This window comes from Vibrio ponticus (assembly GCF_009938225.1).
GTDB classification, from domain to species: domain Bacteria; phylum Pseudomonadota; class Gammaproteobacteria; order Enterobacterales; family Vibrionaceae; genus Vibrio; species Vibrio ponticus.
In genome coordinates this window covers 472,242-486,258 of record NZ_AP019657.1, presented here as the reverse complement: position 1 = coordinate 486,258, position 14,017 = coordinate 472,242, and the positions used below count along the sequence as shown (strand labels likewise).

Genomic DNA, 14,017 nt, shown 5'->3' with positions numbered 1-14,017 from the left:
ACATGAATGGCGGACAAATAGGTAACGTAGATTTAGTCAAACAGCTAAATAGTGCAGCGGTTTACAGGCTGATTGACCAGCAAGGTCCTATCTCTAGGATCCAAGTGGCTGATGTAAGTCAGCTAGCGCCAGCTAGCGTAACAAAAATTACCCGCCAACTACTTGAACGCGGCCTTGTTAAAGAGGTCGCGCAACAAGCCTCTACCGGAGGTCGCCGAGCGATCTCCTTAACTACGGAAGTGGAACCCTTCCATTCCGTCGCAGTGCGTCTAGGTCGAGACTACATTCAATTTAGTCTGTTTGATCTCGGTGGCAAAGAATTAGCAACAGACTACCAAGAGTTTTACTACACCACCCAAGGTGAGTTGGTTGATGGTCTACTGCAATTTCTGAAAAACTTTATCCAAGACAACCAAACCATTATCAACCAACTGATTGCTATCGGTATCGCTCTGCCAGGTTTGATTAACCCTGAGACAGGTGTGGTTGAGTACATGCCAAACATTAACGTCGACAATCTCGCGATTGGTGACTTAATTCGTAATACCTTCCATGTTGAATGCTTTGTTGGTAACGACGTACGTGGCATGGCATTAGCCGAGCACTATTTTGGCGCGAGTAAAGATTGCCAAGACTCTATTTTAGTCAGTGTCCATCGCGGTACCGGTGCTGGTATTATCGTTAACGGTCAAGTCTTCTTAGGTTATAACCGTAACGTCGGTGAAATCGGTCATATTCAGATCGACCCACTGGGTGAACAATGTCAATGTGGTAACTTTGGTTGTCTAGAGACTGTAGCGGCAAACCCAGCAATCGTAGATCGTGTGAAGAAATTAATTGCGCAGGGCTACGAGTCGAGCTTAGCTCAACTAGAAACCATTACCATCAAAGATGTGTGTGATCATGCTAACCTTGGCGATGAGCTCGCGAAACAGAGCTTAGTTCGCGTTGGTAATCAGCTTGGTAAAGCCGTCGCTATCACTATCAACTTGTTTAACCCGCAAAAAGTGATCATCGCTGGTGACATTACCTCATGTGAAGATATTCTCTTCCCTGCGATTCGTCGTAACGTGGAAAACCAATCTTTAACCACTTTCCATACTGATTTGCCAATTGTTGCCTCAGAAATTGACAAACAACCAACATTAAGTGCCTTTGCAATGATCAAACGCGCAATGTTAAACGGCGTTTTGTTACAAAAATTGCTCGAAGATTGATAGATTAAGCACATTGTTGCGTTAGAATAAGAGGCTGCGTCAGTGACGTGGCCTTTATTTTTTTGTAGGAAGTAAAACTTTAACTATATGGAACTTACATTAATCACCGCTGCATTTGCCGCAGGCTTTATCGCGCTCAAATGCAACTTACCGCCATTGGTTGGATTCTTGTTAGCTGGTTTTGGCTTAAATGCCTTTGGCTACACGAGTAACGAGACCATTGTGACCCTAGCCGATCTTGGTGTGACTTTACTGTTATTCACCATCGGCTTAAAACTGGATATCAAAACCCTACTTTCAAAAGAAATTTGGGCAGGCGCGACGGTACACAATCTCCTTTCGACCGCACTTTTTACCGCCGCACTGCTGTTATTAAAAGTGCTTGGTGTGAGTAGCATCGCTGCCATGAATATTGAGCAAATCATGCTGCTTGGCTTTGCACTCTCGTTCTCAAGTACCGTATTCGCAGTAAAATCGTTACAAGAGAAAGGTGAGATGAATGCCACCTATGGCACGCTCGCGATCGGTATCTTGGTTATGCAAGATATTTTTGCCGTCATTTTCCTTACTGCATCTACTGGCAAAATACCTGAATGGTACGCCATCGCACTGTTTGCCCTGCCGCTAATGCGCCCCCTCTTCTACAAACTGTTAGATAAAGTCGGTCATGGCGAAATGTTGGTCCTGTTTGGCATCTTCTTCGCACTCGTTGTGGGAGCAGGTCTATTTGAACTGGTCGGCATGAAAGCAGACCTTGGTGCGCTCATTTTAGGTATGCTGCTCGCGGGTCATAAAAAAGCCTCTGAGTTGTCCAAATCTTTGTTCAACCTAAAAGAGCTGTTCTTAGTCTGTTTCTTCCTCAACATCGGCTTATCTGCCCAACCTACTATGACCGGGTTGGCACTCGCACTGCTGTTCTTGCTATTGCTGCCGATTAAAGGACTACTTTACTTCCTAGTGCTTAACGCATTTAAGTTCCGCGTACGCACTTCCCTACTCGCGTCACTGAGCCTATTTAACTTCAGTGAATTTGGTCTAATTGTTGGTGGACTGGCATTTAAGATGGGCTGGATGAGTGGTGATATTCTTGTCGCGCTCGCGTTAGCCGTTTCGATTTCGTTTGTTATCTCCGCACCGATTAACCGCAAAGGGCATGAGATTTATCAACGCTCAAATCGTTGGCTAAAAGAGCATGCCGCTGAAAAACTTAACCAACGCGATCAGTTGATTAATCCTGGCAGCGCACAAGTGTTAATTCTTGGTATGGGACGCATCGGCACCGGTGCCTATGATGAGCTCGTGAGTAATTACGGCAATATCAGTTTAGGCATTGAAGTACGTGACGAAGCAGCGAAATCTCACCGAGAGAAAGGACGGAATGTGATTCAAGGTGATGCCACCGACCCTGATTTCTGGGAACGCATACTCGATACCGCACATGTAAAACTGGTGCTTCTTGCCATGCCACATCACCAAGGTAACCAAATCGCACTGGAGCAGTTGCAAGCACGTAATTTCCGAGGGCAGATTGCGGCGATCGCTGAGTACCAAGATCAAATGGACATTCTGTTAGAGAATGGTGTCGATGCCGCATTTAATATCTACAGCGAGGCAGGTGCCGGTTTTGCCAACAACGTTTGTGACCAGCTCCAACCAAATTTCCAAAAGCCTTAAGTTTAGTGATGGTTTAGACAAAACCCTACGCTAATTTGTACTAAAATCCACCAAACGGTGGATTTTTTTTAACATTTAAGAAATATATTAAATATTATTTAATCCAATCGTTGTTTTGTCATTTTTTTTATCGCTTAAGGTTGATTTTATTAACCAGAATGGCAAGTTTATAGCTAACAGATTAAATAAAGTTTACATGAGGGATTTGTATGTGTTCGATTTTTGGCATTTTAGACATCAAAAGTGATGCAGCCCAATTACGCCCAATCGCACTTGAGATGTCGAAAAAGTTGCGCCACCGTGGCCCTGATTGGTCAGGTATCTATTCATCAGACAAAGCGATCCTAGCGCACGAGCGCCTGGCCATCGTTGGTCTAAATAGTGGGGCTCAGCCTCTCTACAGTCCTAATGGCAAACACATCCTTGCAGTTAACGGTGAGATCTACAACCACAAAGAGATCCGCGCTCGTTACGAAGGAAAATACGAATTTCAAACCGATTCTGACTGTGAAGTCATTTTGGCGCTTTACCAAGATATGGGTGCAGACCTACTGGAAGAGCTAAACGGTATCTTTGCTTTTGTGTTGTATGACGAAGAGAAAGATCAATACTTAGTTGGTCGTGACCACATTGGTATCATCCCTCTATATCAAGGTTATGACGAACACGGTAACTACTACGTCGCTTCTGAAATGAAGGCTCTGGTTCCTGTATGTAAAACCATCAGCGAGTTTCCTCCAGGCAGCTACTACGCAAGTAGCGACAGCGAACCACAACGTTACTACATTCGCGATTGGAACGAATACGCAGCAGTACAAGGTAACCTATCAAGTAAAGAAGAGCTGACCGAAGCATTAGAGGCGGCAGTGAAACGTCAATTAATGACGGATGTACCTTACGGCGTATTACTTTCCGGTGGCTTGGACTCTTCGATTACTTCTGCGGTTGCAAAACGCTTTGCCGCAATGCGTATCGAAGATGATGAAAAATCTGAAGCTTGGTGGCCACAACTGCACTCATTTGCGATTGGCTTAGAAGGCGCACCCGATCTAAAAGCGGCGCGTGAAGTCGCTGACCAAATTGGTACGGTTCACCATGAAATGACCTATACCATCCAAGAAGGTTTGGATGCGATTCGCGATGTGATTTACCACATTGAAACTTATGATGTGACCACCATCCGAGCTTCGACACCAATGTTCCTTATGGGACGTAAGATCAAAGCGATGGGCATTAAAATGGTCCTTTCAGGCGAAGGCGCTGACGAGATCTTTGGTGGCTACCTATACTTCCACAAAGCACCAAACGCGCAAGAGTTCCACGAAGAAACTGTACGTAAACTGCTGGCACTCAACATGTTTGACTGTGCTCGCGCCAACAAATCACTGGCGGCGTGGGGCGTAGAAGGTCGAGTACCATTCCTCGACAAAGAGTTTATTGATGTCGCAATGCGTTTAAACCCGGCAGATAAAATGTGTGGCAACGGCAAAATGGAAAAACACATCCTACGTGAGTGTTTTGAGCACTACCTACCAGAGGCCATTGCTTGGCGTCAAAAAGAGCAGTTCTCAGACGGTGTTGGCTACAGCTGGATTGATACCTTAAAAGCAGTCGCTGAAGAGAAGGTCACTGACCAGCAATTAGAAACCGCTGCGTATCGCTTCCCATACAACACGCCAACCACCAAAGAAGGTTACGTTTACCGTGAGATCTTTGAAGAGTTGTTCCCGCTACCATCGGCTGCTGAGTGTGTTCCAGGCGGTCCGTCAGTAGCGTGTTCATCGGCAAAAGCGATTGAGTGGGATGAATCGTTCAAAAACAACGCTGATCCTTCAGGGCGCGCGGTAAAAGCGGTTCATAACGACGCATATTAACATTGAATTAACTTTATAGACAAAAGGGCGCTGAGCGCCCTTTTTTATTGGCTTTAAACCACAAAAAAGCCAAACAAATCAAACTACCACCAAATATGAAACCTAAGTTTTAATCATGTGGGAAAATCAAATTTAGACTCTTCAACACACCACAAAACATACACTTGTCACATTTTTTATGCAAATTCCAACAAATTAATAATTTGCAATACTTAATCTCATCCTGTATAGATATTTCCCACATAAAATTCTTTAACAAAATCTATTAGTAAAATTTATGTCAACACAGCATCATCAAATCCTAGGACACCCACGCGGACTGTTCTTATTATTCGGTACTGAGCTTTGGGAGCGTTTCTCCTACTACGCAATGCGCGCAATCTTAGTGCTATATCTAACAGATACAACTTTAAACGGCGGTTTAGGCTGGTCGACTAAAGATGCTCTAGATCTCTACGGCATCTATACTGGACTCGTCTACATCACTCCCCTAATCGGTGGTTGGTTAGCAGATAACTACTTAGGTCAACGTCGCTCTATCCTTATCGGTGGTGCGCTGATGGCAATTGGTCAGTTCACACTCGCTATTCCTGCCGATATGCTTGGCTTAAGCGTGCTACACAGTTTCTATCTAGGTCTTGCACTGCTTATCGCTGGTAACGGTCTATTTAAACCAAACATTTCAACAATGGTGGGCGACCTATATAAAGAAGGCGATAACCGTCGTGACGGCGCATTTACTATCTTCTATATGGGTATCAACATCGGTGCACTACTGGCAGGCGTAGTATCAGGCTCTGTAACTAACGAATTTGGTTGGAAAGCAGGCTTTGTTGCAGCAGGTATCGGTATGCTGATGAGCTTAGTCATGCAAATGACGCTAGCACAATCATGGTTGGGCGATATCGGTAGAGAGCCAGCAGCGAAACGCGATCTTGAGCTTAAAAACTCAAACAAGAAAGAGCCGCTAACTAAAGAAGAATTCGATCGCATCAAAGTTATCCTAGTGATGAGTGTATTTACCATCGTATTCTGGGCGGGCTTTGAACAAGCTGGCGGTCTAATGAATATCTACACTCAGCAATATACTGATCGTATGATTGGCGGTTTTGAAGTTCCTGCGGCTTGGTTCCAGTCACTTAACCCATTCTTCATTATTACTCTAGCGCCGTTACTTGCTGTGCTTTGGGTTAAGCTGGGTAAACGTGAGCCAAACTCACCAGTAAAATTCGCTTTAGCAATGTTCTTCCTAGCACTTGGCTTCCTATGTATGGTAGGTGCTGTAATGGAACAAGGTGGCGACACAACAGTGAAAACTTCTATGCTTTGGCTAGTTGGTGCATTCTTCTTCCATACTTTGGGTGAACTGTGCCTATCACCAATTGGTCTATCACTGGTAACCAAACTTGCACCACTGCGTCTAGCATCATTAATGATGGGTGCATGGTTCGGTTGTAACGCTATCGCAAACTATGTAGCGGGTTACGTTGGCTCACACGTGGGTGAACTAGGTGCGCTATCTATCTTTAGCGGCATTGCAGTTACAGCAACCATCAGTGGCGTTGTTCTACTATTGTTCTCAAACACGCTAGTTCGCTGGATGCACGGCGCAGAATCGCCAATCAGCACTGAACAGCAAATCGAAGAACAGCAAACTCAAGTCGCTTAATCGCATTCGAGTTCAGTGTTATAGCCCAGCATCACATGCTGGGCTTTTTATTGTCTGAACAATTCAAAGGAAACAAACACGCTCTAAAGTCCCCCACTTTCACTCTGTATTTTGCGAGTTATTTCACACCGAAAATTTAGTTGACCATCTACCATGCTTATTTCATTCAGTAAACTAATGCGTCATAGATCACGAATTTATCCCTCTCTCGCGAACTCTATACCCTCGCCTTACTTCACATTCCTGATTTCTATCACTAAGTTGTTATAGTAAAGAGGTCATATCGATACCTGAGCATGCTATGAAAAAATTCTGCTACCTATTACTTTTTATACTCTTTACTCCCCTATCCCAAGCGGAGCCACTTTACTGGCAAGCAACCAAAGGGAAGTTAACTTATCTGCTGCTCGGTTCAGTGCACGTTGGTGATCAATCCATGTACCCACTGCCAGTCAACATCACCACTTTTCTAAAACATTCCGACGGCTTAGTCGTAGAAACCGACATTCGTTCGCAACAAAACATCCGCTTTCCGGAAACGAAAGTGACAACCGAACAAGTGCTGAGTGACAACAATATTCGCGAATTGAAAGGGATTGCAGGATTACTAAATCTCGATCCTCAGCAGCTCCTACTCGCTTCGCCCTGGGTCACGGCATTAACCATACAGCAGAAACAGATTGAGTACTTGGGTTACCGAGCTCAAGATGGCGTTGATTTAGCGCTCCTAGGGCAAGCCTCATCACTGACAAAACCGATCTACAGTCTCGAGTCCGTCCAATTTCAAATTGATATGTTGGCAAGCCTGCCAAATGATGGTGAAGAGTTGCTCACTTCGGCTATCGAGCAATTTGATATCAATGAAGAAGCTGCCCACTGTTTAATTAACAGCTGGAAAAGCGGTGACATCGAAAATCTTAATGAGTTTGCCAAACTCTCTGAAATGTCACCACAAATGGAAGAAGCATTCATGCACCAAAGAAACCGCGACTGGGCTGAGAAGCTCGCCCATGGGTCAATCTTCCCCTCCCATGAAGGCAACTACCTGATTGTCGTGGGCGCCCTACACTTGATTGGTCCCGAAAACCTACTGACTCTGCTAGAGAGCCGTGGCTTTAAGGTCACCCAACGCTCTCAAAGCCAAGCTGCTATTTGCCAGTTTAATTTCTAATAGTACAAACGTAAAAAAGCCGCAGTATTTCTACTGCGGCTTCTTCGAAGATGGTGTGAAGAGGGATTCGATGCGACTGGGCTGCCAGCCCCCGATTACGCCTCTCCTTAATCTATACCTCTAAATGCGAAAAAGGCTCTACATTACTGTCGGGACGCGCAGTCAGAGCCTTTATCTTAAGATGGTCGGTAAAGGGGGATTGATCGGACTGGCGCTCCAGGTAGGCGGCATTCCGCACCCGACCTCATACGCAGCTAATGCGCATGTCTCGTCCTAAAATACCTTGACAGTTTTATACTAAGCCAACTGCGTTAGCAGTTGGCTTTTTTCATGAACCTCATTTGGGGTTTTCATCCCGAGACTAAGATGCGGTCTCATATTGTTATAGATACTAATAGACTCTTTTACTAGTTGGTTGAGCTCTTTGATGTCTTGACACCTATCGAGTAGGAACTCTTGTTTTAGTATCCCGTTGACTCTCTCTGCTAACGCATTCTGGTAGCAGTCATACCCATCAGTCATGGATGGCTTTATGTGCCCACTTTTCAACTGCTCTTGATAAACTGTTGAGCAGTATTGAAGACCGCGGTCTGAGTGATGAATGCAAGAGCATCGATATTGACGTGCTTTTATCGCCTTGCGCAGAGCTTTTACAACATCTGTTGCTTTCATCTCATTACTCAACTCATACCCCATGATTTTTCGACTAAATGCGTCTGTCACAAGAGATAAATAGTGAACACCTTTATCCGATTGGACGTAGGTGATATCGCTGACCAATACTTCTTCGGGATGACTCGGCTTAAGCTCCTTCAGTAAGTTAGGGTGCTTTTGCATCCAGTGTCGGCTATTGGTTGTCTTTGTAAAACTGCGTTTTGGTCGAACAAGGAGTCTCTCATTACGTAAGTAGTCAAAGAGCGCATCCCGACCTAGTTTAATGCCTGCTTTTTCTAGCTTTGGCTTGAGTAAGAAATACAGTTTTCTTGTTCCAACTCGAGGCATATAACGTCGGAGCTCTAAAACCATTTGCTTTACGGGATCGAGCTTAATTTGACGGGCAGCTGCTCGCTTTTCTCTTTGGTAAACACTTTGTCTCGATATGCCACATAGGCGGCAAATTCTAGCTAAGCTGATCCCTTTCTGTTTTTGAAGGCTTCTCGCTCCTTGGCGAGATACTTTTTTCTTAGGCTTGTCCCATGCTCAGCGTCAAGAATATCAACCACTTCATTCAAGAACAGATTTCTTATTCGCTCATCTTCGAGTTCTTTTTCAAGACGTTTAATTTTTTGAGCGGGAGACTCACTAGGTTTGGTAGTCTCATGCATAGCGTTCTTCCTTGGGTTTTGCGTCCAATCCATTTTCCCGTGCTTCCTCAGCCAGGTTAAAACAGTTGAGCGACCTTGGATACCATAAATGGCTTGTGCTTGCTTGTAGGTCATTTCGCCTTTTTCTACAGCATCAACAACCTGCAATTTAAAGCCTAGTGTGTAATCACGCTGAGTGCGCTTAATGTAGAGTTTATTTGACGTGGTCATAATTCGTCCTCAATGTGTAAACACATTTCAGGACGGGACAGCAAACGTAAAAAAGCCGCAGTATTTCTACTGCGGCTTCTTCGAAGATGGTCGGTGAAGAGGAATTCGATGCGACTGGGCTGCCAGCCCCCGATTGCGCCACTCCTTAACCTATACCTCTGAATGCGAAAAAGGCTCTGCATTACTGTCGGGACGCGCAGTCAGAGCCTTTCTCTTAAGATGGTCGGTAAAGAGGGATTGATCGGACTGGCGCTCCAGCTGGGCGGCATTCCGCACCCGACCTCATACGCTGCTAATGCGCAAACGTAAAAAAGCCGCAGTATTTTTACTGCGGCTTCTTCGAAGATGGTCGGTGAAGAGGGATTCGAACCCCCGACCCTCTGGTCCCAAACCAGATGCGCTACCAAGCTGCGCTATTCACCGAGATGTTTTATTCGAGCGTTTTGCCCGTCAACGGATGCGTATATTACTGATTATTCCGAGCAACGCAAGCGCTTTTCATCACTTTATTCGTCATTTCGAACCGTTTGCCTAAAACACCATCAACGGGCTACAAGTTGTGAGCAAAAACACATTAAATGAAATGTTTCGGCAACCTTAAAAACACAATTGATCCAGATCATTAATAATTTTTATCCAAAAGTTAACCTAGACCTTGTCTTCGGAACTTTGGAGGAAACATGGACTTTTGGCTCGATCTCCTTTTTGGTAATGCAGTTGGACTTTCGTCAATGATCGTTATTTTCGGCGCTTTAGGTCTAATGCTATTTTATGGCGGTTTCTTCGTTTACAAGGTGATGACTGACAAATCTCCTCACTAGAATCGCTAAGCTCAGCTAGTAGTAGCCCAACGCTTTGCACCGAAGTGGATTATCTGTTCACTTCGGTTTTTTCTTTTTGTTATACCCGACAACAACAAATATTGATCACTCTCGTGCAAGACTAGGTATAATTGCAGTATTGAACTCTTAGCCTGAGATGCAGTTATGTCTCAAGACGACTTCGACTTATTTCAACAAATGATGGGCGACGTAAAGCCTCTTCACAATGACACGGCCGATCTTAAAAAGACGCACCAAGTCAGCGCAGCGCAACTTGCTAAGCGAGAAGCCGCAATTTGGTTAACAGAAGATGACCCTGAATACCTTTCTATCGATCATGCACCAATGATTAAGCCCGATGACATTATCGAGTTTAAGCGTGATGGCGTACAAGACGGGGTCTACCGCAAGTTGCGTTTAGGCAAATACCCCATTCAAGCCAAACTCGATTTGCACCGCAAAACATTGAAAGATGCACGTGATGAAGTGGTGAACTTCCTTAAGCAATGCATGCGTATGGACATTCGGACCGTGATGATTGTCCATGGTCGTGGTGAACGTTCAAATCCACCAGCCATGATGAAAAGTTACCTCGCGCAGTGGCTAACTCAAATTAACGATGTGCAATGTGCCCATAGTGCACAACGTTTTCACGGTGGCACTGGCGCTGTCTATGTATTGCTACGAAAAAGTAACGATAAGAAGCTAGAAAACCGCGAACGTCATCAAAAACGAATGGGCTAATCCCTCTTCGACTGCTACAATCGCCGCGCTTTAACATGCCATGGGAAGGAATCACATGGCAATTTACAATTTGCCGTTGGGAAACGTTGAGAGAAATTCTATGTCACAAGATAATACCAAACGCCTGAACAAATACATCAGTGAAACAGGTTACTGCTCACGCCGTGAAGCCGATAAACTGATCGACCAAGGTCGTGTCACCATTAATGGTCAATTACCGGAGATGGGTACTAAAGTACTTCCTGGTGATGATGTATGTATCGATGGTAATCCGCTAAAGTCGAAAGAAAAACCGGTCTACATTGCTCTTAACAAGCCAACAGGTATCACCTGTACCACTGAGCGCAACATCCCGGGCAACATCGTCGACTTTATTGGTCACAAATCGCGTATTTTCCCTATTGGTCGTTTGGATAAACCTTCTGACGGTCTGATCTTTTTGACTAACGATGGTGACATCGTTAACAAGATCCTGCGCGCAGGCAACAACCACGAAAAAGAATATGTGGTGCGTGTCGACAAACCGATCACTAACGAGTTCATTAAAGCAATGAGCTCAGGTGTGAATATTCTTGATACCGTAACGCTACCTTGTAAAGTCACCAAAGAAACTAAATTCTCTTTCCGTATCGTACTGACACAAGGCTTGAACCGTCAGATCCGCCGCATGTGTGAAGCACTGGGCTATGAAGTATTTAAACTTCGCCGCGTGCGTATCATGAACATTAGTCTTGATGGTATTCCTAATGGTCAGTGGCGCTACTTAACCGACGACGAAATCAACCAAATTCACGCGATGTGTGAAGGCTCGGTAAGTACTGAAGAAGCCTCTAAATTAGATGCGAAAGGTCAGCGTATTCGTAAAGCAACCGATGCAAAACTGTTTGATAGCCGTGAAGAGAACCAAGGTTCAACAGCACGCCGTAATCAAAAAGAACGCACGTTTAAAGGTCGCAACGCTGATGAGTTCCGTCACGCGCCGAACTCGAAAAAAGGTCGCAACCAAAACAATAGCTATAACAGTGAGCGTCGCGGTGAACGCAATGACGAGCGTAACAATGAGCGTGGCCATTCTCGTAATAACGAACGCAGTTATGAACAGGGTAATGAACGCAATCGTGATCGCTTCAATGACAAACCAAGCTACAAAGATCGCGCAAACGACAATAAAGGCAAAGGTTACAGCAAGCCAAACCGCGATGGCGGATCTTACAAAGCAAAAGACGACAAAGCGCATGGCGGCAAACCACACCATAGCAAACCAAGCCACAATAAATCTGGTAACGCGAAGCCAAACTATTCAAAACCAAGTGGTGCGAAGGCTACCAATCGTAAACCTGCCGATCACAAACCAAGTTCAGCCCCACGCGTAGGCGGGACACTAACGCTGAAAAAATAAAAAGAGGAGCCGAAGCCAAGCCTTTGCGCTTTCGTGGTGTTATAGGTTCGAGTATTCATCGTGTCCTTAGTGCTTAAATGTGTCCTCAACTGTGTCCTTAGTGGTTGTTAATTGTCCTTAGTGGTGCTATGTTTTCACTATTAAGGACAGTTATAAGTAGACCATGAAGCAAGATTTAATCACTATTGAACAAGAGCTTGAGTTCATTCAAAGTGCTATCGATAGAGCGAGTAAGCCTCTATCAAGAAGTGAGATTCATGAACTATTATTCATTAATATCACTGAAAAGACACTTCAAAGACGCCTAAAGAGGCTCACAGATGAGTCTCGCATTGCTACATCTGGTCAAAGAAGTGGCCTTAGATACCTGTCCCTAGTCGAAAATAAGGACACATTGCCAGAGGATCCAGAAAATGAGTCAGAGCATGACAAAGCTATCTTGCTATCTCAAGAGTCCTTAAAAAAGCTTAAGCGCCTTGAATCCCCCTCCTATACACGCGCTAAAGTGTCCTATGACCACTCTTTAGTTGAAAACTACATCCCTAATAAGACGCGCTATGTGCCAGAAGATACCGCATTCAAACTCAGGGCGTTAGGTAAACGCTTCAACAAGAAACTGGCTGCTGGGACTTATGCTAAGGACATTGCACAAAAACTTCTCATAGACTTGTCGTTCAACTCTAGTCGATTAGAGGGGAACACATATTCAATTCTTGATACCGAAAAGCTACTGCAAGTCGGCGAGGCTGCTGATGGTAAGTTCGATGAAGAAACCATTATGATCTTAAACCACAAAGAAGCCATTCTGTTTTTGATTGAGAATGCCGAAGAGCTTTCTGTAACTCCTTTCGTGATCAGGAACTTGCATCAGCTTCTATCGCAGGATTTACTCTCTAATAGCTTCGCATGCGGTCAGATCAGACAAATTGAGGTCAACATTACCAAGACTTCTTACATGCCGCTAAATGCTCCGCAGCAACTCGAAGAGTTGTTTACACTACTGCTAAGAAAGGCTGAGAAAATTGACGACCCATTTGAGCAATCATTCTTCTTACTCATGCACCTGTCATATCTTCAAGCGTTTGAGGATGTAAATAAGCGTACCGCACGTTTAAGTTGCAACTTACCGTTCATCCAAGAAAATCTTTGCCCATTAAGCTTTGTCGATGTTCCTAAAGATGACTATGTTAAGTCTCTGATTTATTTCTATGAGACAGGCGATCATATGCCTGCACTAGAGGTGTTTGCTTGGGCTTACGAGCGTTCTAGCCATCAGTATGAGGTTGTCGAGAAATCTATTGGTGTTATTGATTCGTATAGAATCAAGTACCGCAGCGAGCGCAAACAAGCCATCGGCCAAATCATCAGAGAAATGATTGTCGGTGATGAGGTGCAGAGTCAGTTAGAGCAATTCTGCGTTGAGAATCAGATTAAAGATGCTGACAAGTTCATCTCCATTGCGACGGTTGAACTTGACAAGCTACATAGTGGCGCGATTGTGTCCCTTGGCGTGACAGAGATGATGTTTCTTACTTGGAAAGAGAAGTTCGACACCACTAAGTAACACCGAACATGAGCTTATAGATGGCTCTGTAAACGTTAGTTTTTGGTGTGTGATTTTTAAACTGTAACTTGATTGCCGCTGATTTTGAATACGGGGATGGGATCGTTTGTTTATGGCTTGTAAGGAGAAGTTATCACATAGAGGATTGCGACACCTGTTGATTTTTACGCCACACCAACAGCTTCGGGTACTCGAACTTGAATTATCTTTGAGCCAGTTTTTTGTCCAATATAAAAGCCCCATACGTATCTGTGACGGTACGAGTATGGGGCTTTGATGAGTATCATGCTATGACATTAGCACCTCGAAAGCGCAATGGCTTGAGCCGAAGCTCCTCTTTTTACATTTA

Annotated in this window: 10 protein-coding genes and 1 tRNA gene; 9 read left to right on the top strand and 2 right to left on the bottom strand. The window is 44.6% G+C overall.

What is annotated here, in order from left to right:
- Positions 1-2 precede the first annotated feature (2 nt).
- The 5 genes from nagC (at position 3) to GZN30_RS02120 (ending at position 7,605) form a co-directional block, all read left to right on the top strand.
- Positions 3-1,217: a DNA-binding transcriptional regulator NagC gene (gene nagC / locus GZN30_RS02140; RefSeq protein ID WP_075652188.1), complete on the top strand. Its 1,215-nt coding sequence runs from the start codon at positions 3-5 to the stop codon at positions 1,215-1,217.
- A gap of 87 nt (positions 1,218-1,304) precedes the next feature.
- A complete protein-coding gene (locus tag GZN30_RS02135; RefSeq protein ID WP_075652189.1) occupies positions 1,305-2,891 on the top strand; it encodes a cation:proton antiporter family protein in 1,587 nt (528 codons plus the stop codon).
- A gap of 209 nt (positions 2,892-3,100) precedes the next feature.
- Positions 3,101-4,765 (top strand): asparagine synthase B, encoded by a 1,665-nt coding sequence (gene asnB, locus GZN30_RS02130; RefSeq protein ID WP_075652190.1) that lies wholly within the window; start codon positions 3,101-3,103, stop codon positions 4,763-4,765.
- Between the two features lie 277 nt (positions 4,766-5,042).
- Complete coding sequence (locus GZN30_RS02125) at positions 5,043-6,434, top strand: peptide MFS transporter (protein WP_075652191.1); 1,392 nt, start codon at positions 5,043-5,045, stop codon at positions 6,432-6,434.
- Between the two features lie 301 nt (positions 6,435-6,735).
- Entirely contained in the window at positions 6,736-7,605 is an 870-nt protein-coding gene (locus tag GZN30_RS02120) for a TraB/GumN family protein (RefSeq protein ID WP_075652192.1), read from the top strand.
- A 297-nt stretch (positions 7,606-7,902) separates the two neighbouring features.
- Here GZN30_RS02120 and GZN30_RS02115 read toward each other — a convergent pair.
- Positions 7,903-9,140, bottom strand: a protein-coding gene (locus GZN30_RS02115) for an IS3 family transposase (RefSeq protein ID WP_408646766.1) whose coding sequence is annotated in 2 segments (ribosomal slippage) — positions 7,903-8,766 and positions 8,769-9,140 — 1,236 coding nt in all. Because the reading frame shifts where the segments join, the coding sequence is not laid out codon by codon here.
- 346 nt (positions 9,141-9,486) lie between these two features.
- Positions 9,487-9,563: transfer RNA gene (locus tag GZN30_RS02110), tRNA-Pro, on the bottom strand.
- Between the two features lie 257 nt (positions 9,564-9,820).
- On the opposite strand from GZN30_RS02110, the gene GZN30_RS02105 reads away from it, so the two are divergent.
- From GZN30_RS02105 to GZN30_RS02090, 4 genes are all read left to right on the top strand, one after another.
- The gene (locus GZN30_RS02105) at positions 9,821-9,961 is read left to right on the top strand and encodes a DUF3149 domain-containing protein (RefSeq protein ID WP_075651770.1); all 141 of its coding nucleotides are present in this window, start codon (positions 9,821-9,823) and stop codon (positions 9,959-9,961) included.
- Positions 9,962-10,126: 165 nt separating this feature from the next.
- Positions 10,127-10,705, top strand: a complete 579-nt coding sequence (gene smrA, locus GZN30_RS02100; protein WP_075651768.1) for a DNA endonuclease SmrA — start codon at positions 10,127-10,129, stop codon at positions 10,703-10,705.
- A 100-nt stretch (positions 10,706-10,805) separates the two neighbouring features.
- Positions 10,806-12,104 (top strand): 23S rRNA pseudouridine(2604) synthase RluF, encoded by a 1,299-nt coding sequence (gene rluF, locus GZN30_RS02095; protein ID WP_083627207.1) that lies wholly within the window; start codon positions 10,806-10,808, stop codon positions 12,102-12,104.
- 163 nt (positions 12,105-12,267) lie between these two features.
- Positions 12,268-13,668, top strand: coding sequence for a Fic family protein (locus GZN30_RS02090; protein WP_075651766.1), 1,401 nt, complete (start codon positions 12,268-12,270; stop codon positions 13,666-13,668).
- The last annotated feature ends 349 nt before the right edge of the window (positions 13,669-14,017 follow it).

What these genes read in the sequence shown, in the direction of transcription:
- nagC (WP_075652188.1), top strand. Translation starts at nt 3, where the DNA reads ATGAATGGCGGACAAATAGGTAACGTAGATTTAGTCAAACAGCTAAAT.
- asnB (WP_075652190.1), top strand. Translation starts at nt 3,101, where the DNA reads ATGTGTTCGATTTTTGGCATTTTAGACATCAAAAGTGATGCAGCCCAA.
- GZN30_RS02105 (WP_075651770.1), top strand. Translation starts at nt 9,821, where the DNA reads ATGGACTTTTGGCTCGATCTCCTTTTTGGTAATGCAGTTGGACTTTCG.
- GZN30_RS02120 (WP_075652192.1), top strand. Translation starts at nt 6,736, where the DNA reads ATGAAAAAATTCTGCTACCTATTACTTTTTATACTCTTTACTCCCCTA.
- GZN30_RS02125 (WP_075652191.1), top strand. Translation starts at nt 5,043, where the DNA reads ATGTCAACACAGCATCATCAAATCCTAGGACACCCACGCGGACTGTTC.
- GZN30_RS02090 (WP_075651766.1), top strand. Translation starts at nt 12,268, where the DNA reads ATGAAGCAAGATTTAATCACTATTGAACAAGAGCTTGAGTTCATTCAA.
- rluF (WP_083627207.1), top strand. Translation starts at nt 10,806, where the DNA reads ATGTCACAAGATAATACCAAACGCCTGAACAAATACATCAGTGAAACA.
- smrA (WP_075651768.1), top strand. Translation starts at nt 10,127, where the DNA reads ATGTCTCAAGACGACTTCGACTTATTTCAACAAATGATGGGCGACGTA.
- GZN30_RS02135 (WP_075652189.1), top strand. Translation starts at nt 1,305, where the DNA reads ATGGAACTTACATTAATCACCGCTGCATTTGCCGCAGGCTTTATCGCG.